Raw genomic sequence first — 17,109 nt, forward strand, 5'->3', positions numbered from 1 at the left:
CGCACCCACGTAACCACCTACTGCGGCGGCGTGTCTCCGTCTCCGTCGCCGTCGGCTCCCTCCGACTGCGAGGCGTCGTCGGTTACGAGCAGCGCGCCCGCGATGCCGACGACCGCCACGACCGCACAGAGGATCATCGCGCCGTCGAAGCCGTAGACGAACGCCTCGCGGACCACGTGCTCGACCTCGCCGGCGGCGCCGGGCGCGAGCTCGCGGAGTTTCGCCTCGGCGGCGCTCGAGCCCGAGAGCAGCCCACGGATCTCGCTGCGGTCCGACGCGTCGAGGGACGCGCCGGCGCCCTCGAGCAGCGTTTCGAGCCGCCGGTTCTCGAGGGTCTTGAACAGCGCGCCGCCGATCGCGACGCCGAAGACGACGCCCAGCATGCGGACCATACCCAGGATCCCCGAGGCCGCGCCGGCCTTGGCGTCGGGAACTGCGGCCATCCCCGCAGTGCTCGAGACGGAGTACGCCACCCCGAGTCCGACGCCCATGATCGCGAGCGCGACGAGGACGAGCGCGAGGCCGCTCGTCGGGGTGAGAAACGCCAGCAGCAGGAACGATGCGGCCATCAACGCCATGCCGCCGGCCATCGCCGATCGGGCGCCGATCCGCTCGCTGATCTCGTTCGACTTGATCTCGAAGGCGACCAGCGGGACGGAGAACCCGAGGAACACGAGCCCCGCGTGCAGCGGCGAGTAGTGCAACACGTTCTGGAGGTAGAGCGTGAGGAAAAACAGCAGCGCGCCGCTGCCGAAGTTCGCCGTGAAGCCGACCGTGTTCGCTCCGAGGTAGCTGCGGTCGCGAAACAGCGCGAGGTCGATCAGCGGGTCGCGGAGGCGCGATTCGGCGACCACGAACAGCGCGAATAGCGCGACGGACCCAACCAGTAGCCCGACCACGAGCGGCGACGTCCAGCCGGCGGTGTCGCTCTGCTGGATGCCGAGCACCAGCGCCGCGAGCGCGGCGGTGACGGTAACCAGTCCGACGAGATCGACGTGGCGTTCAGCGGTCTCGTCGCGCGACTCGCGGACGGCCGCCAGCGTGATGACGACCGTGATCGCGGCGATCGGGACGTTGAAGAAGAAGAACCACCGCCACGAGAGGGCCTCGGTGAGCGCGCCGCCGACGAGCGGGCCGACGGCCAGTCCGAGGCCGCTGACGGCGGCCCACATCGCGATGCCCTTCGCGCGCTCGTCCGGCGGAAAGGCGTCGCTGACGATCGGTAGCGAGGCCGCGAAGAACGCGGCGGCGCCGAAGCCCTGGACGATGCGCGCGCCGATGAGCCACCAGTCGGTCTGTGCGAGACCGCACAGCGCGGACGCGCCGGTGAAGACGCCGATTCCGGCGAGCAACACGCGACGTCGACCGAAGATGTCGGCGAGTCGGCCGAACGCGACCATCGACGCCGCAAAGGAGAGCAGGTAGGCGTTGATCGTCCACTGCAGACCCGTCGTCGAGGTGCCGAGATCCTGACCGATCGTCGGGAGCGCGACCGTGATGCCGTTGAAGTCGATCGTGACGAGCACGATCGCTAGCCCAGTCGCAGCGACCACCCACCACTTCCGGTTCTCGTCGGTGATCCACACCCGTCCGCGGAGGCGCCGCGGCGCCCACCGTCGCACCGTCATGTGCTGTCTCTCTCCAGTCACCGACTCGTTTACCTGCGGTTGCTCGTCCGTTACCATCTCGTTCACCCGACTCGCGACAGAATCAGCGGGTCCGCGATCCCGAGGGAGTCACGTCTCTTACGCCCACTGTTATCATCTACCTTGTGCCTGTTGGAATATTGGTCGGTGCGAGGGCCCGCTCGTTCCGTGACCCGAGATATGCGTGGGGGCTTGTCCGGCTGCTCGGGCGCCGATTCTCTCAGACCGTACCGACCGATACTCGTTTTGCGGTTCGCGAGACATCACTCCGTATGACCACGACGACCGTGTTGTTCGACCTGGACGACACGCTCTACCCGTACCCGCCGTGTAAGGAGGCGGGGCTCGAGGCGGCTCGAACGACCGCGCTCGACCTCGGTTACGAGTTCGACCGGGCGGGCTTCGACGCCTTCTACCAGTCGGGCCGCCGGGAGGTAAAGCGCGAACTCTCCGGGACGGCCGCGACCCACGAACGGTTTCTGTACTTCAAGCGCGCGCTCGAGGAGCGAACCGGAGAGCCCAGAGTCGGCGACGCGCTAGCGCTCGGCGAGGCGTTCTGGGAGGCCTACGTCGACGAGATGGAACTCTTCGATAGCGTCGCGGAGACCTTCGAGACGCTGGGCGAGAACGGCGTCGCGGTCGGTATCGTCACGAACCTCACGACGCGCATCCAGCTCGAGAAGGTCGATCGACTCGGACTCGAGGCCCACATCGACCTCCTGCTCACCTCCGAAGAGACCGGCCGCGAGAAGCCGGGCTCGGTCATGTTCACGCTGGCGCTGTCGCGACTCGAGTCCCGGCCGTCGGAGGCGGTGATGGTCGGCGACGACGTCGAGGCGGACATCGTCGGCGCGAACGCGGTGGGCCTCGAGACGGTGCTCTGGAACGCCGACCCCGAGACTTCGCTCGAGGGCCACCGAGCGCCCGACCACAGATTAGATGCGTTCGGCGAGCTAACGGAGGTGATACTGTGATCCTCGAGAGCCAGCGACGACAGGTGGTCGAGCACGCGCCGGATCTCGCCGCGCTGACGCCCGGACGGACGGGCAATCTGAGCGTCCGCGACGGGACCACCGGCGACGCCTTTGCCGTCACGCCGACGGGCGTGCCCTACGACAGTTTCGACGCAGCAGACGTCCCGGTCGTCGGCGTCGACGGTGAACAGCGCGAGGGGGAGATGGCCCCGAGCAGCGAGGTGCCGATGCACGCCGCGATCTACCGACGCGAGGACGTCGGCGCGATCGTCCACACTCACTCGCCGTGGTCGACGGCGATGGCGGTCGCTCACGAGTCCCTGCCGCCGATCCACTACATGATCGTCGCCGTCGGGAAGTCGGTTCCGGTCGCCGAGTACGCCCCCTACGGCACCGACGCGCTCGCCGAGAACATCGTGACGGCGATGGACGAGGCCGACGCCACCGCGTCGTTTATCGAGAACCACGGGCTGGTCGTTACCGCACCCGATTTGGAGACCGCCCTCGAGAACACCCACCACGTCGAGAGCCTGGCTCGGTTGTACCTGCAGACGAAAGCGGCGGGTCTCGAGCCGCGGACGCTCTCGGACGAGCAGTTGGTGACGGTGCTCGAGCAGTTCGAATCCTACGGGCAGTAATTTCGAGTTTCAGTCCCGCTGTCGTCTCGGAGATGGAGGGGCGTGGGATCGCGAACACCTCGAAAGCCCCCGACGGGATCGAGTCGGAGGTGTCGCTGCGCTCCTCACTCGCTTCGCTCGCTGCGGTGCTTGCGTCCTCCGCCTTCCTCGAACCCGTCGGCCCCTTTCAGTCCCACCCGAAACCGCGCCGCTCACGGGTCACTTCGTTCCCCGTTCGCCTCCTCGAGGCGCTCACTACGCTCGCGCCTCGCCCTCCCCATCCGACTCGCTCGCGTTGCTCACTCGCCCCTCGCGGTTCGACGAGGCGTTCTCGCAGTCACTCGAACGCCTTGCCAGCGCGCCGCGTGACTCGGACAGAGTACCGTTCTCGACAAACGTGAGAAGACGTTCACTGCCCAACAGGCGAACCCAGACTAGTTTCGGTCGGCCAGCAACTCACTCGCGGTCACCAGCGACTCCATCTCGACGCCGGCGTCCTCGACGTTCTCGCGGCCCCCTTCCTCGCGGTCGACGACGACCAGCGCTCGGTTGACCGTCGCACCCGCCTCGCGAAGCGCTTCGATGGCGTCGACCAGGCTCGTGCCCGTGGTGACGATGTCCTCGAGCACCACGACCTCCTCGCCCTCTGCGAGTCGCCCCTCGATCAGGTTCCCAGTGCCGTACTCCTTGCGCTGTTTGCGCGCGATGACGTAGGGAACGCCGGCCGCGACGCTGGTGGCGGCCGCGAGCGGGACGCCGCCGAGGGCGACGCCGCCGAGTTTGTCGTCGGCGTCGACGCGCTCCGCGAAGGCCTCGGCGATGGTCTCGAGGCAGTCGGGATCGGTCTCGAAGAGGTACTTGTCGACGTAGTACTCGCTGGTGCCGCCGTGGGAAAGTTCGAACTCGCCGAACTGGACGGCCTCCGCCTCGCGCAGGGCGTCGATGAGTGCCTGGTTCGTCATTGCTCGAAGGGGCGCACCGAACCGAAATAAGCGGTGTGGAACGGCGCGGTGGCGAGCGCGGGGGATCGACGCGAAATCAATCCAGTGACGGCGACACGAGGCGGCCGGTCCGTCGCCGTCGGCTGTCCTCCCACGAACGAAGTTTTTTGTCCTCTTCCGTGAGTGTAACGAGTAATGACAGCATCTCGCGCACCGGAACCGCACCCCGACGTCAAGACCTTCCTCGAGATGTACAACTCCCTCGACACGCCGTCGTTCGACGAGGTATCGGCCGAGGAAGCGCGCCGGATGTTCGACAAGATGCAGCTCGGGGGCGACCCGGTGGTCGCCCTCGAGTCCGTCGAGGATCGGACGATCGACGGCCCGAACGGGGAGGTTCCGATCCGGATCTACGAACCCGGAACGGCCGACGGATCGAGCGACGACACCGGTGCGGAGGGGGATCGACCGCTGATCCTGTACTTCCACGGCGGGGGCTGGGTGATCGGGAGCATCGAGACCCACGATAACACGTGCCGAAAGCTCGCCAACGACTCGGGCTACCCCGTCGTCAGCGTCGACTACCGGCTCGCGCCCGAACACCCCTTCCCCGCGGGTCTCGAGGACTGTTACGCCGCCCTCGAGTGGGCTGTAGACGCCGCCCCCGCTCTCGAGGCCGACTCGGATCGAATCGTGCTGGCGGGCGACAGCGCGGGCGGGAACTTGGCGGCGGCGACGGCGCTGCTCTCGCGCGATCGCGGCGGCCCCGAGATCGCCTACCAGCTACTCGTTTATCCCGGAACCGGCGACGCGACCGAGACGAATTCCTACGAGGAGAACGGCGAGGGATACGTTCTCAGCGCCGACGATATGGACTGGTTCCGCGAGCAGTACCTCGAGCGGGAGATCGACGACGGCAACATCTACGCGTGGCCGCGACTCGCGAACGATCTCTCCGGACTGCCGCCCGCGACGGTGCTGACCGCCGGGTTCGACCCGCTTCGGGACGACGGGGCGGCCTACGCGAAGCGACTCGAGGACGCGGGCGTCCCCGTTCGCTATCGCAACTACGACGACATGGTCCACGGCTTCTTCGGCATGATCTCGGAGCCGGTGAACCTCGACCGCGCCCACGCGGCCCACGAGGACGCCGTGAGCGATTTACGACGTGCGCTCGAGTGACAGAGCGATCGGCCTCCTGGTCGCTCCCGTCACTCTAAACGGAGTTACGGCTCGTCAGAATCGTCGTCCGGCTCTCGCGACGAATACCGAAAGAGCGCCCAGCTTTTGACAGCGGCGGTGAGCAGCATGATCACCAAGGCCAGAGTCAGCACGAACGTCTCGATCATCGCCGTTCGACAGCGCACTCCGTCGCGTCTCGTAACGTTGTCGACGCCCGACGGCGCGACGGCTTGACCTCTCCGCCGACCGACCAATCCAAAACCATCTAACGACGGCCGTACATCGCTTACAGCATGCACGTTTCTATCGTCGGCAGCGGCTATGTGGGAACGACCGTCGCCGCCTGTCTCGCGGATCTCGGCCACGACGTGGTCAACGTCGAAATCGACGAGGAGATCGTCGAAACGATCAACGCGGGCGAGGCTCCGATCCACGAGTCGGGCCTCGCGGACCGCATCGCCGAACACGCGGGGACGAACCTCCGGGCGACGACCGACTACGCCGAGATTCGGGACACCGACGTCACCCTTCTCTGTCTGCCGACGCCGCAGGCCGACGACGGGAGCCTCGATCTGGCGATCATGCAGGCCGGTTCGGAATCCCTCGGTCGAGCGCTCGCCGAGACGGACGACGACCACCTCGTGGTCGTCAAGTCTACCGTCCTACCCGGAACCACGGAGGACGTCGTCGGACCGATCCTCGAGGAGGAGTCCGGGAAGTCGATCGGGAACGGTCTCGAGCTGGCAATGAACCCCGAGTTCCTGCGGATGGGAACCGCCGTCTCGGACTTCCTCGAGCCGGACAAAGTCGTCGTCGGCGCGACGAGCGAAGGAGCCGCCGCGACGCTCCGTGAGCTTTACGAGCCGATTCTGGAGAGCGAGGAAACCGACCTCGTCGAGACCGACATCCGCGAAGCGGAGCTCATCAAGTACGCCAACAACGCCTTCCTCGCGTCGAAGGTCTCGCTGGTGAACGAACTGGGCAACATCGCGAAGGAGTACGGCGCGGACGCCTACGAGGTGCTCGAGGCGGTCGGGCTCGACGACCGCATCTCGTCGCGGTTCATGCGCTCGGGGCTGGGGTGGGGCGGCTCCTGTTTCCCGAAGGACGTCGACGCCCTGCGGGCCGGCGCGCGCGATCAGGGGTACGACCCTGCGCTGCTCGACGCCGTCGTGGCGGTCAACGACGCCCAGCCGCGGCGGCTCGTGGACCTACTCGAGACCCACGTCGCACTCGAGGGCGCCCGGATCGCGGTGCTCGGACTCTCCTTCAAGCCCGGCACAGACGACATCCGAAAGTCCCGCGCGCTGGACGTCCTCGAGTACCTCAACGCGCGCGGCGCGCGACCCGTCGCCTACGATCCGGTCGCGGTCGAGAACGTACGCGAGAAACACCCGGAGCTCGAGGTCGAGTACGCCGATTCCGCGACCGCGGCGCTCGAGGGGGCCGACGGCGCGGTCGTCGCGACCGACTGGCCGGAGTTCGACGACCTCGCGTTCGACGGGATGGCCCGTCGAGTGGTCGTCGACGGCCGCCGGATCGACGTCGACGAGGGAGAACTCGAGGTCTACGAGGGGCTCACCTGGTAGCCGTTGGATGTCTCTGGTAGCGGCAAACACGCCTGACACGACCGAACGACCGTCCCTCGAGTTGATATGCTGCTAATAAACGACTTACCGCTCAATCAGTACGCTTTTGCGGTCACAGACGCGAATGATTCCCGATGGAAGATGACGCGGTTCGCGCCGAGTCCAGTATCTCTGTCGGCGACGGAGAGGTCGTTGCTATGAGCCGCGAGACGCGTGAGATCCGCGCAGAGGACGTCTGTATCCTCATTCCGACTCTCGACGAAGCGGCTACGATCGGCGACGTCATCGACGGCTTTCACGATGAGGGGTACACGAACGTCTTCGTCGTCGACGGCGGCTCGAGCGACGAGACGCGCGAGATCGCCCGCGACCGCGGGGCCCACGTCCTCGTCCAGTCCGGCGACGGGAAGGGACAGGCCGTCCGCGAGGCGCTCGAGTATATCAACGTCCCTTACGTGTTGATGCTCGACGGCGACGGCACCTACGATCCGGCCGACGCGGATCGGATGCTCGAGCCCCTCTCTCGCGGCTACGACCACGTCATCGGGAACCGCTTTGCGGAGATGGACGACGACGCGATGAAGGCGCTGAACGGATTCGGAAACCGGCTGATCAACAGGTCGTTCCGGGTTATCCACGGCGCCGACTACGACGACATCCTCTCGGGGTATCGCGCCTTCACCGTCGACTCGTTCGAGCGACTCGGACTCGATTCGGACGGCTTTACGATCGAGACGGAGCTCGCGGTCGAGTGCGTCAAACACGGGATCGAGACGACGGTCGTCCCGGTCAGTTACGCCGCTCGGCCCGAGGAGTCGGAGACGAACCTTCACCCGCTGAAAGACGGCGGCACGATCGTCCTCGCGCTCTACTCGCTCGCGAAGACGAACAACCCGCTCTTTTATTTCGGCAGCCTCGGTGTCGCCGGCATCGCCTCCGGCGGCGTCGTTGCGTCCTACGTCCTCTGGCAGTGGGTGCAGTACGGCATCGGCCACGAGATCCTGGCGATGGTCTCCGCGGCCGCGATATTGCTCGGCGTGCAGCTACTCATGTTCGGCGTCCTCTCCGACATGCTCGTCACGCTCCACCGCGAGCAACGCCGTCGTCTCGAGCAAATCACGCGAAAGTCTCGAGAGCGAGACGACGAGTAGCGTCGGTCGGGATTAGAAGGGAAGCATCGAGCGGACTTGCTGGATGACCCCGCCGGAGTTGTTCCGACGGTACTCCTCGAACGGTTCGTGAAGTTGGTTGAGCAGCTCCTGGCGCGAGCGAAACTCCGCCGTGGGGATTTCGTCGAGCATCTCACCCAGCGCAACGGTGTTTCCGTGGACGTCGTAGGGGATCTGTTCGTGGCCGAGTTCCGCCGCGACGTCGTCTTTCGTCGCCGGAAACGAGAGATCGGATCGTCTGAGCCGCGCGTCGACCGCGGCGATTCCGAACTCGACACTCTCCGGTTCGTCGTCGTCTCCGCCCGATGGTGGCCGAACTCCCATACGAACCCGTAGGGAGCCCGGTAGCAAAACCGCTACGAAGACTGGCGGCGGAAACTACGCGAAGAAGTGACGAGGGTCCGCTGCGCTCAGTGCCGACTGTCGACACGCATTTGACGCCGGCGACGGAGTATCGTGTATGACCGAGTACACCACGGTGTCGATCCCGAAGGATCTCGCCGAGCGCGTCGAGGACACGATCGAAGGCACCAGCTTCCAGAGCACGAGCGACCTCACGCGATTCCTGCTCCGCAGCATCGTTATCCAGCACCAGAAGCGAGGGGAACTCACCGAGGCCGAGTTCGAGGAGATCACCGAACAGCTTCGCGGACTGGGCTATCTCGAGTAACGGACGTTCGTCTTTGTCGATCAGGGTACTCCACTGACGGGCCGGCCGCTTATCCGGCTCAAGCCGACTAGTGACGACTGGAGGTCGAGACCCATGCCACACATTCCCGACTTCCCATCGAAATCGAGCGACGATGAGGATGGACGGGAGTCGAACCGCGGTGGCATCATCGATCGAATAATCGGTGACGGGCCGTCCACGCCAAGCGGCTGACCGGTACCGCCTCGCTTCGCCCGCTCCGTCGCAGTCGCGCCGAACTGCCCGTTTTTCGGTGAGCTACTTCACAGCGCCTCGCTTCGCGGCGGCTCACCTCGGCAGCGACTGGTCCGGCGGGTGGGCGTCGATGACTTCGAGTGGCCGGCGCTCGCCGCGGCGGTCGAAGGCGGCGAACGTCCGGTCGTCGAGTTCCCACGGCGGGACCGCGACGAAGATGACCTCCGCGAGGTCGTCCCGTTTGGTCACCTCGAGCTCGCGGACCGGGTGGGAGACGAACCGCCCCTGTGCCTGTCGAGCGGGCGTCGAGAGATCGACGCCGAAGACGGCGTTGACGGCGTTGCCGGGATCGGGAAGAAAGAAGTCCGTAAAGACCGGCGTCTCGGGCGAGAGGCCGGACGCGCCCTCGAGTTCGCCCGCGGGCGTGATCGAGACGCCGGTCGCCACGCGATCCGGATCGGCGTCGCTGGCCAGGTCGAGCAGGACGTCGACGAGGGCACGCGTGATGTAGATCACACCAACGGTACGTGCGGAGCGTAATTAGCTGTGTCCCCCGCAGGTGTCGATTACACCGGGGCGAACTGCCGGAGCATCCCGGCGACGAGTCGCGGCGTCCCCCGGCGGGAGTTCTCGAGTGCCTCCTCGAGTGCGCCGGGCGCGTCGGTCGTGATCCCGGCGCCGTGGCCTACGAGAATGCGCTCGGGCGAGAAGCCACCGAGAGCGTCCCGTGGTGGGACGAGTCGACGCATCGGGTGGACGCCCAGCCGTTCGTTGCCGACGACGAAGTAGTCGACCGTCCCGACCGATTCGGGAACGACGAGGGTGCCGTTCTCGCGATCGTAGAGCGCGACCTCCCGCCAGAAGCGGTTGTCGACGACGGTGTGGGCCTCGAGGCCGGTGTCGGAGAGTTCGTCGGTAAAGCGGGCGACGGGGGCGTCGATCTCCTCGGTGACGCCCTCGAAGATTCGCGGCAGGTAGACCGGGACGTTGTGCCGGTTCGCGATCTCCGCGGCGTCGCGTTTGTGGCGGTCGAGCAGGACGACGACGCCGCCGACATCGCCGAACTCGGCGAACAGGTCGTCGATCCCCGCGGCGTCGACGGGGTCGATGATCCAGGCCTCGCCGTCGATCTCGAGGACGTGGCTCGCTCGCTGCATCGCCTCGTCGGGGTGGGCGATCCAGCTGACGCCGCCGTCGAAGCGGTTGCACTCCGCGAAATCGGTCGCGTCCTCGTCGGCGCGAATAGTCATATCCGACTGCTACGGCCGTTTCGGGCATAAACGTGGGTGTCCCGGAAGGGGACTTTCCGGAGCGGTGCCGGCGACGCCTCTATGCCCCTCCCGAAAGTACGGTCAGCTATGCTCACTGGGCTCTCCTGGCTCGCGCTCGAGACCAAGTATCTCGACCGGGCGCGGTCGTTCTACGAGGAGACGCTGGATCTGACCCCGCTCGAGCGCGACGACGGCGAGATCGCGTTCGAGGCGGGCGAGACCGATCTCGTCCTCCGACGCCCCGACGGCGTCCCTCGCGGCGGGCTCCACACCCACTACGCGTTCTCGATCCCCGAGAGCGAGTACGACGACTGGTGGGATCGCTTGAGCGAGGAGTACGACCTCGAGGAGGCCCGGTTCGGCCCGGCCAGTTCGCTCTACCTCTACGACCCTGACGGGAACTGCGTCGAACTCGGCCAGCAGGACGTCGACGGGCCGGGGATCGACGGCATCTTCGAGGTCGTCCTCGAGGTCGAGAGCCTCGAGCGCGCGGAGTCGTTCTACGCCGACCTCGGCTTCGAGACGGTCGATACCGGGTCGGACCGCAAGCGTGTCCGGATGAACGGTCCGATGGCGCTGGAGCTGTGGGAGCCACACCTGGGGATCGCGGACGCCCGCGGCGGCGTCCACGTCGATCTGGGGTTCGAGACCAGCGAACCGACGGCGGCGCTCGAGGCGGTCTCGGATCGCGTTCAGCGCGTCGATCGCGTGGACGACGAGCGGGTCGTCGTTCGGGACCTCGACGGACACTCCCTGACGTTCACGACGTAGGTTCATCCTTCGATCCGGAACGAGCACGTTCGTCCAGCGATGCCGTCGCCACCGTGCTCGAACAGCGCTCCGACTGCGTGCCTGCCTGTCGCAAGCCCGCAGCTTATCGAAACCAGCGCTCTCTCGTCGGACGGAGACATGAGCATCGATTCAACTGATGCGGTAGCGCGGAGTCTCCTTCCTCAAGGAGCGACCAACGGGAGCGAGTAGGGAGGGGAGGAGCGCGTTAGTATAGCTGGCCATTCCCATTATCTATAAATAGCCACAGGACCACATTGAATATGTGGCAGACGACTACGTGCGTCGGACGGCAATCACCCGCCTCTCGGTAGACGGCGAGCAACGCGACTTGCTCGAAGACACCATCTCCGAGTGGAAACGGGGCTGCCAAATCGCCACAAACCTCGCGTGGGGGAAGTGCAACACGAAGAGTGACGTGCAACCCCTCGCCTACGATTCTGTGCGCGAAGATACCGACCTCGGTAGTCAGCACGCGGTTCTCGCCACCCACCAAGCCGCAGAAGCTATCACCGGCTGTATTGAACGCCGGTCGAAGGGCAAAAAGGTCAGCAAGCCGACGTTCACCGTACCGACCGTAACGTACGATACGCGGACGATGACGGTATTCGATGACGATACCGTATCCCTCTCCACTACGGAGAGCCGGGTTCGGTGCCCGCTCGACCTTCCCGACGACGACGATGGCTACCAACGGCAGTATCTCGACTCGGACGAATGGAGCGTTACGGAAAGTACGCTCACCGCCCGAGACGGCGAGTTCTTTTTGCACATCGGCTTCCGCCGGTACAAGAACGATACCGAACGGAACACCGCCGAGGACGGAACGGTTCTCGGGGTTGACCTCGGTATCGAAAACCTCGCCGTCACCAGTACCGCCTACTTCTTCAGCGGGCGGGAGCTAACCCACAATCTCCGCGAGTTCGAGAAGGTACGCGCCGGGTTACAACAGACCGGCACACGAAGCGCCCACCGGACGCTTGTACGGTCGAGTGGTCGAGAACTTCGATCCGCCCGTGACGTTCTCCACCGAGCGTCGAACGCGCTGATAGACGAAGCACTCCGCTATGACTGCGACGTAATCGCGTTCGAAAACCTGACCCACATCCGTGACCGTACCGGTGCGTCGTGGGGTCATACGTGGGCGTTCCGAACACTTTACGAATATGTCGAGTACAAAGCCGAATCGGTCGGCATCGCGGTGAAGCAAGTCGGGTCGGCGTACACGTCGAAGCGGTGTACCGAGTGTGGATTCACGGCAGACGAGAATCGTCCATCGCGTAACGGCTTCCAGTGCGTGAAATGCGGGTCGGAAGCGAACGCGGATTACAACGCAGCGAAGAACATCGGTATTCGGTACGTCCGTCGAGGCCAACAGTCGTCTCGGCGGACGGGCGACAGTCAGCTCGCCCTAAAGTCTGGAACGCTGGAGCCGAAGAGCGGATTCACCGCCTACCCTGATGGGTTCGAGGCCGAGTTCACGGACAAGCCCCTCCCTCAAAGCGCCGAAGGCGCTTAGGGTGGGGTAGTTGACCCGAAGACCTCTTCGTAACCGGACTCAAGCACGCGTACTACACCGAACAGCGACTCCTCGACGCGCTCGAGGAGGTCTCCTCGAGTTCCTCGAGCGAGGAGCTCCGGAGCGGGTTCGCCGAGCACCGCGAGGAGACCGAGATTCACGTCGACCGCATCGAGGACGTGTTCGACCAACTCGACGTCGAGGCCGAAGCCGAGGAAGACCCAGTCGTCGAGGGGATGATCGAGGCCCACGAGGAGTTCATGGGCAAGGATCCCAGCGATCAGGCTATCGACCGATTCAACATCGCCGCGGGCCAGAAGTCCGAACACTACGAGATTTCGGTCTACGGCAACCTCATCCCGATGGCCGACCAGCTCGGGATGGACGACGCCGCCGACACCTTAGAGGAGACGCTTCGAGAGGAGCAGCACGAACTCGAGACCCTCTCGGAGATGGGCGAGCAGTTCGATTACGGCGAACTCGAGGCATAGATCTGGCACTCGAGTATGTGGCGTCCGCGTCAGTCCACGTTCACTTTTTCGCAGTCGGTATGGACTCGAACAGTCGGTCGAGTAGGTATGCGGGTATCGAGTGAGTCTGCTGGTGGCTCGAATGCCCTCTAAAAGTTCGTCCAGACGTATCCAACGGAGAGTATCCTGCTCACGCTGGCGGCGATGCGTGCCACATCCTCCCCAGCTGATTCGTTCGCTCACGGGTCGTTCCTCCCCGTTCGCTTTCCGAGGTTCTCACTCCGCTCGAACCTCGCTTTCGCTCGGTCGGAACGACAGCGCGCGCCACCGCACGTGGTTGGTCTCCCCGTCGACTAGAGTCGATCCGTGCTCACGTCTACGCCCGGCGGCGTCACGAGCAGGAAGCCCCGGAAGTGGACGAGGTTGCCGCCTGACTCCTTGATGTCGCGGGCGAAACCCGACGCTAGTTCGTTCACGTCGCCGTCGACGTTGAGGACGAGCACGTTCCCCTTCGAGATCGCCTCGAGCCACTCCTCGGGCGGCGTCGTTCCATCGAGCATGCCGAGGATGATGCTGCCCTCGATGTCGATCTCTTCGTCGATGTGCTCCTCGACGGTCCGTAAGTCGAGGTCGAAATCGCTCATACCGGGTGGGTCGGACCGGGGTGAGAAAAACGTTCGCCTCCAACCTTTTGCGCTGCAGTCTATTGCGAGCGAGGCACTCTCGCCTCGCTCGCAATGTCCCTCGGCAAAAGGTTGATCAAAAGCCTCCTCCCTCCGTTTCGGCTCGCTACACGACCCTTCACATCGGTCGTCGGCCCGCTCGCTCACTGACTCGCGGCTTCGCCGCTCGTCTTCCCGCGGCGCGTAGCGCCGCGCCTTCGTTCGCTCGCGGAGGCCAGGAGTGTGCCCCGTGGATGGTTTCGCGTACGGAGCGCTCAGTTCTGCGGGAACTCCTTGTGGAACCCGCGGAACTCCGTGTGGTGGGCCTCCTCGTCGGCGAGAATCGTCACCGCGACGTCTTCGGTAACGGGATCGTTCGCCTCCGAAGCGGCCTTGTGGAGCGCGCGGTAGGTCTCCATCGCGTCGTCTTCGGCCTCGAGGACGCCCTCGATGACCGACTGGACGTCCGTCGTGTCCTCGGGCGGCTGGAGGCTGTGCTGGTTGGCCTCGAAGGCTTCCGACCCCGGCGGCGATTCGTCGAGCTGCTTCAGGCGCTCGCCGAGCATCTGTGCGTGCTCGAGTTCCTCCTGGACGTCTTCCTCGAGGCTCGCTTTGACCTCCTCGGCGTGGACGCCGTCGAGGACGATGGCGTTGGTCAGGTAGTTCATCACGGTCTCGAGTTCGTCGATGTAGGCCTCCGTCAGGAGGTCCGTAATCTCGTCGGTTGTCATGCCGAGATGGCTACCACGCGGGGGTCCTAAGTACTCACACCCGCGCATGCCTGTCGTTTTGCTATCGCCGATCGGTTGGACCACCTGCGGTGGCGCGCGCCGTGTCGCGGTGAGCCGAGGGCGAACCGCGAGACGGACGCGCGAGGGATGAGAGAGCGAACCGCGGCGCATAGCGCCGCGGTGGCGCGAGCGAATCGGCTGGGGAGGACGTGGAACTCATCGTTGCCAGTGCAACAGGTTGCTCACCCTCGTACCCCGCTGTCAGCGTCTGCAGTTGATCGACGCCTCACCAAACCTAACTACTTCGAGTTCGTAACTTCGAGTCCACACTCTCGAGACCGTACACTCTTGCCCGCATTGTCCGTATCACCGTTCATGCGCGAACTCGACGACACGGACCTCGAGATCCTCGACCTCCTCCTCGAGAACGCCCGCCGACCGTACAAGGAGATCGCCGAGCGGGTCGATCTCACGCCGCCGGCCGTCTCGGACCGTATCTCGCGTCTCGAAGAGCAGGGCATCGTCCAGGGGTTTACGATCGACGTCGACCGGGAGAAACTGCGCGGCGAGGTGCCCGTCTTGGTCGAACTCGAGGCGAAACCCGAGGCCATCGACGACGTCTACGCGGCCGCCGCGGAACTTCCGGGCGTCGACTCCGTTTCGGAGGCGATGGACGGCCGCGTGATCGTTCGCGCGACGGTGCCCGACGCGACCGCGCGCTCGTGGCTCGAGTCCGAACTCGACCTCGCGTGGCTCTCGGGGTACGACGTCACGCTGCTCGCCCGCTCGGATCGCGTCGCCGGGCTCTCGGCGGCGGGCTTCTCGCTCGAGTGCGTCGTCTGCGGCAAGCAGATTACGGGCGACGGCGTCACGCGAACCGTCGGCGGCGAGGTGAAGACGTTCTGCTGTCCGTCGTGTGAGGCCCGGTACGTCGAGGAGTACGAGTCGCGTTGGGAGGCCCTCGAGTGAACGAGTGCAGGCACCGCTTGGCGGCTCCGCGTTCCCGTTCGATCGGCGTTCGGACGGCCCCCGTGGTGGACGAACGAACAACCGATCCCCATTATTCGTGAGAACCTGTCCTCGAGTGTCACATTTGCCGTAACTTTGTGCCCACACGTCCATTGAGGTGCGCGCGCCAACACTGAGGTGCCCGACCGGGCGACGTTCCGGGTCAAATCGGGCGATGAACGGTTCGGTTTCGAAACGAAAAACAGTATGATACTAGGAGCATGACTCTATATTAGGCCGTTGATGTCGTGCGGTTTTCCGACCCGGACGGCGGATTATGTGATTGTCTCACACCAGTGATCGCCTCTCACAGCGTCAAGTTTATATACGACGTCGCACCTCGGGTTCAAATACAATGTCTTCACCAGACAACCCGTCCTCTGACACCAGTCAGGGGGGTCGAGTTCTTCCAGGGCACGTTAGATTCCACTGACGAAATAGAGTCAGCACGTGTTTTCGATACGACCCTCCGGGACGGCGAACAGTCGCCCGGAACTTCGTTCTCCTACGACGACAAACGGCAGATCGCGTCCATCCTGGACGAGATGGGGACCCACGTCATCGAGGCAGGGTTCCCGGTCAACTCGGACGCCGAGTTCGAGGCCGTTCGTGATATCGCGTCATCGACCCAGACGACGACCTGCGGGTTAGCCCGCGTCGTCGATGGGGACATCGAAGCCGCACTGGATTCCGGTGTCGAAATGGTGCACACGTTCGTCAGCACCAGCGACGTCCAGATCGAGGATTCGATGCACGCGACCAGGGACGAAGTTGTACAGCGCGCAGTCGACTCGGTCGAACGCGTCGTCGAAACGGGAACCACCTGCATGTTCTCGCCGATGGACGCGACGCGAACCGACGAGGCGTTCCTGATGGACGTGATCGAGGCGGTCACGGACGCAGGAGTCGACTGGATCAACATTCCGGACACGTGTGGCGTCGCCACGCCGACGCGGTTTAAGGCCATGATCGAGAAGGTCTGTGCCCACACCGACGCGCGGATCGACGTCCACACGCACGACGACTTCGGGCTGGCCACCGCCAACGCGCTTGCCGGCATCGAAGCGGGCGCGGATCAGGCCCAGGTCTCGGTCAACTCTATCGGCGAGCGGGCCGGTAACGCCGCCTACGAGGAGTACGTGATGGCCGTCGAGTCGCTCTACCAGACCGACACGGGGATCGACACGACGCGAATCACCGAACTCTCCGAGATCGTCGAGGAGAAAAGCCAGATGGAGACGCCGGGGAACAAGCCGATCGTCGGCGACAACGCCTTCTCCCACGAGAGCGGGATCCACGCCGCCGGCGTCATCGAAAACTCCGACACCTTCGAACCCGGCGTGATGACGCCGGAGATGGTCGGTGCCACGCGAAAGCTCGTCATGGGCAAACACACCGGCACCCACTCGGTCCGCGAGCGACTGGTCGAGCGCGGATTCGACCCGTCGGAAGACCAGGTCAGAGCGGTCACCCGCCGCGTCAAAGACTACGGCGCGGAGAAGCGCCGCGTCACGGTCGACGACTTAGAGCGCTTCGCCGAAGAGGCCGGCGTCGAACGCGGACAACAGGAGGAAGAGGAGGTGCGCGTCTGAGGGATGTCCGCCACGTTTGCCACCGGCCGCGAGCCTTTGCTGTCGCGCTCGAGCGGTCGAACGTCC

Annotated in this window: 17 protein-coding genes and 1 pseudogene; 11 read left to right on the top strand and 7 right to left on the bottom strand. The window is 65.0% G+C overall.

Translation table 11 applies throughout. The features are described from left to right. Positions 1-17 precede the first annotated feature (17 nt). Positions 18-1,685: an MFS transporter gene (locus ACSFC5_RS03945; RefSeq protein ID WP_440763949.1), complete on the bottom strand. Its 1,668-nt coding sequence runs from the start codon at positions 1,683-1,685 to the stop codon at positions 18-20. 233 nt (positions 1,686-1,918) lie between these two features. Here ACSFC5_RS03945 and ACSFC5_RS03950 point away from each other — a divergent pair, with 233 nt between their 5' ends. Together ACSFC5_RS03950 and ACSFC5_RS03955 are read left to right on the top strand one after the other, a co-directional pair. Further along, positions 1,919-2,620, top strand: a complete 702-nt coding sequence (locus ACSFC5_RS03950) for a ribulose-1,5-bisphosphate 5-phosphatase (protein ID WP_440763950.1) — start codon at positions 1,919-1,921, stop codon at positions 2,618-2,620. Beyond that, a complete protein-coding gene (locus ACSFC5_RS03955) occupies positions 2,617-3,258 on the top strand; it encodes a ribulose-1-phosphate aldolase (RefSeq protein WP_440763951.1) in 642 nt (213 codons plus the stop codon). The genes ACSFC5_RS03950 and ACSFC5_RS03955 overlap by 4 nt, the downstream gene beginning before the upstream one ends. Positions 3,259-3,671: 413 nt before the next feature. On the opposite strand, the gene pyrE is transcribed toward ACSFC5_RS03955, so the two are convergent. Further along, positions 3,672-4,199: an orotate phosphoribosyltransferase gene (gene pyrE, locus ACSFC5_RS03960; protein WP_440763952.1), complete on the bottom strand. Its 528-nt coding sequence runs from the start codon at positions 4,197-4,199 to the stop codon at positions 3,672-3,674. Between the two features lie 174 nt (positions 4,200-4,373). Here pyrE and lipP1 point away from each other — a divergent pair, with 174 nt between their 5' ends. From lipP1 to aglJ, 3 genes are all read left to right on the top strand, one after another. Next, positions 4,374-5,360 (top strand): LipP1 family hormone-sensitive lipase, encoded by a 987-nt coding sequence (gene lipP1, locus ACSFC5_RS03965; protein ID WP_440763953.1) that lies wholly within the window; start codon positions 4,374-4,376, stop codon positions 5,358-5,360. Positions 5,361-5,653: 293 nt separating this feature from the next. After that, positions 5,654-6,949 (top strand): UDP-glucose 6-dehydrogenase AglM, encoded by a 1,296-nt coding sequence (gene aglM, locus ACSFC5_RS03970; RefSeq protein ID WP_440763954.1) that lies wholly within the window; start codon positions 5,654-5,656, stop codon positions 6,947-6,949. Positions 6,950-7,083: 134 nt separating this feature from the next. After that, positions 7,084-8,100: an S-layer glycoprotein N-glycosyltransferase AglJ gene (aglJ, locus tag ACSFC5_RS03975; protein WP_440763955.1), complete on the top strand. Its 1,017-nt coding sequence runs from the start codon at positions 7,084-7,086 to the stop codon at positions 8,098-8,100. 12 nt (positions 8,101-8,112) lie between these two features. Here aglJ and ACSFC5_RS03980 read toward each other — a convergent pair whose 3' ends face one another. Next, a complete protein-coding gene (locus tag ACSFC5_RS03980; RefSeq protein WP_440763956.1) occupies positions 8,113-8,442 on the bottom strand; it encodes a DUF5789 family protein in 330 nt (109 codons plus the stop codon). A gap of 136 nt (positions 8,443-8,578) precedes the next feature. On the opposite strand from ACSFC5_RS03980, the gene ACSFC5_RS03985 reads away from it, so the two are divergent. Further along, a complete protein-coding gene (locus tag ACSFC5_RS03985; RefSeq protein ID WP_006090254.1) occupies positions 8,579-8,788 on the top strand; it encodes a ribbon-helix-helix domain-containing protein in 210 nt (69 codons plus the stop codon). Between the two features lie 306 nt (positions 8,789-9,094). Here ACSFC5_RS03985 and ACSFC5_RS03990 read toward each other — a convergent pair whose 3' ends face one another. Both ACSFC5_RS03990 and ACSFC5_RS03995 read right to left on the bottom strand, forming a co-directional pair. Continuing rightward, the gene (locus tag ACSFC5_RS03990) at positions 9,095-9,517 is read right to left on the bottom strand and encodes a JAB/MPN domain protein-containing protein (RefSeq protein WP_440763957.1); all 423 of its coding nucleotides are present in this window, start codon (positions 9,515-9,517) and stop codon (positions 9,095-9,097) included. Between the two features lie 50 nt (positions 9,518-9,567). Further along, complete coding sequence (locus ACSFC5_RS03995; protein WP_440763958.1) at positions 9,568-10,251, bottom strand: hypothetical protein; 684 nt, start codon at positions 10,249-10,251, stop codon at positions 9,568-9,570. Between the two features lie 108 nt (positions 10,252-10,359). On the opposite strand from ACSFC5_RS03995, the gene ACSFC5_RS04000 reads away from it, so the two are divergent. The 3 genes and pseudogenes from ACSFC5_RS04000 to ACSFC5_RS04010 form a co-directional block, all read left to right on the top strand. Beyond that, positions 10,360-11,043: a VOC family protein gene (locus ACSFC5_RS04000; RefSeq protein ID WP_440763959.1), complete on the top strand. Its 684-nt coding sequence runs from the start codon at positions 10,360-10,362 to the stop codon at positions 11,041-11,043. A gap of 283 nt (positions 11,044-11,326) precedes the next feature. Next, the gene (locus ACSFC5_RS04005) at positions 11,327-12,580 is read left to right on the top strand and encodes an RNA-guided endonuclease InsQ/TnpB family protein (protein ID WP_440763960.1); all 1,254 of its coding nucleotides are present in this window, start codon (positions 11,327-11,329) and stop codon (positions 12,578-12,580) included. Positions 12,581-12,597: 17 nt separating this feature from the next. Next, a pseudogene (locus ACSFC5_RS04010) lies at positions 12,598-13,071 on the top strand (YciE/YciF ferroxidase family protein); the annotation flags it as partial. Positions 13,072-13,403: 332 nt separating this feature from the next. Here the strand turns inward: ACSFC5_RS04010 and ACSFC5_RS04015 are convergent. Beyond that, entirely contained in the window at positions 13,404-13,694 is a 291-nt protein-coding gene (locus ACSFC5_RS04015; protein WP_440763961.1) for a DUF5779 family protein, read from the bottom strand. A gap of 293 nt (positions 13,695-13,987) precedes the next feature. Further along, positions 13,988-14,443, bottom strand: a complete 456-nt coding sequence (locus tag ACSFC5_RS04020) for a ferritin-like domain-containing protein (protein ID WP_440763962.1) — start codon at positions 14,441-14,443, stop codon at positions 13,988-13,990. Between the two features lie 375 nt (positions 14,444-14,818). Here ACSFC5_RS04020 and ACSFC5_RS04025 point away from each other — a divergent pair, with 375 nt between their 5' ends. Both ACSFC5_RS04025 and ACSFC5_RS04030 read left to right on the top strand, forming a co-directional pair. Further along, positions 14,819-15,412: a winged helix-turn-helix transcriptional regulator gene (locus ACSFC5_RS04025; protein WP_440763963.1), complete on the top strand. Its 594-nt coding sequence runs from the start codon at positions 14,819-14,821 to the stop codon at positions 15,410-15,412. 389 nt (positions 15,413-15,801) lie between these two features. Beyond that, positions 15,802-17,043, top strand: coding sequence for a LeuA family protein (locus tag ACSFC5_RS04030; protein ID WP_440765019.1), 1,242 nt, complete (start codon positions 15,802-15,804; stop codon positions 17,041-17,043). Positions 17,044-17,109: the final 66 nt, after the last annotated feature.

This window comes from Natronorubrum marinum (assembly GCF_052040125.1).
Taxonomy (GTDB): domain Archaea; phylum Halobacteriota; class Halobacteria; order Halobacteriales; family Natrialbaceae; genus Natronorubrum.

What these genes read in the sequence shown, in the direction of transcription:
- ACSFC5_RS03945 (WP_440763949.1), bottom strand. Translation starts at nt 1,685, where the DNA reads ATGGTAACGGACGAGCAACCGCAGGTAAACGAGTCGGTGACTGGAGAG.
- ACSFC5_RS03950 (WP_440763950.1), top strand. Translation starts at nt 1,919, where the DNA reads ATGACCACGACGACCGTGTTGTTCGACCTGGACGACACGCTCTACCCG.
- pyrE (WP_440763952.1), bottom strand. Translation starts at nt 4,199, where the DNA reads ATGACGAACCAGGCACTCATCGACGCCCTGCGCGAGGCGGAGGCCGTC.
- lipP1 (WP_440763953.1), top strand. Translation starts at nt 4,374, where the DNA reads ATGACAGCATCTCGCGCACCGGAACCGCACCCCGACGTCAAGACCTTC.
- aglM (WP_440763954.1), top strand. Translation starts at nt 5,654, where the DNA reads ATGCACGTTTCTATCGTCGGCAGCGGCTATGTGGGAACGACCGTCGCC.
- aglJ (WP_440763955.1), top strand. Translation starts at nt 7,084, where the DNA reads ATGGAAGATGACGCGGTTCGCGCCGAGTCCAGTATCTCTGTCGGCGAC.
- ACSFC5_RS03980 (WP_440763956.1), bottom strand. Translation starts at nt 8,442, where the DNA reads ATGGGAGTTCGGCCACCATCGGGCGGAGACGACGACGAACCGGAGAGT.
- ACSFC5_RS03985 (WP_006090254.1), top strand. Translation starts at nt 8,579, where the DNA reads ATGACCGAGTACACCACGGTGTCGATCCCGAAGGATCTCGCCGAGCGC.
- ACSFC5_RS03995 (WP_440763958.1), bottom strand. Translation starts at nt 10,251, where the DNA reads ATGACTATTCGCGCCGACGAGGACGCGACCGATTTCGCGGAGTGCAAC.
- ACSFC5_RS04000 (WP_440763959.1), top strand. Translation starts at nt 10,360, where the DNA reads ATGCTCACTGGGCTCTCCTGGCTCGCGCTCGAGACCAAGTATCTCGAC.
- ACSFC5_RS04015 (WP_440763961.1), bottom strand. Translation starts at nt 13,694, where the DNA reads ATGAGCGATTTCGACCTCGACTTACGGACCGTCGAGGAGCACATCGAC.
- ACSFC5_RS04020 (WP_440763962.1), bottom strand. Translation starts at nt 14,443, where the DNA reads ATGACAACCGACGAGATTACGGACCTCCTGACGGAGGCCTACATCGAC.
- ACSFC5_RS04025 (WP_440763963.1), top strand. Translation starts at nt 14,819, where the DNA reads ATGCGCGAACTCGACGACACGGACCTCGAGATCCTCGACCTCCTCCTC.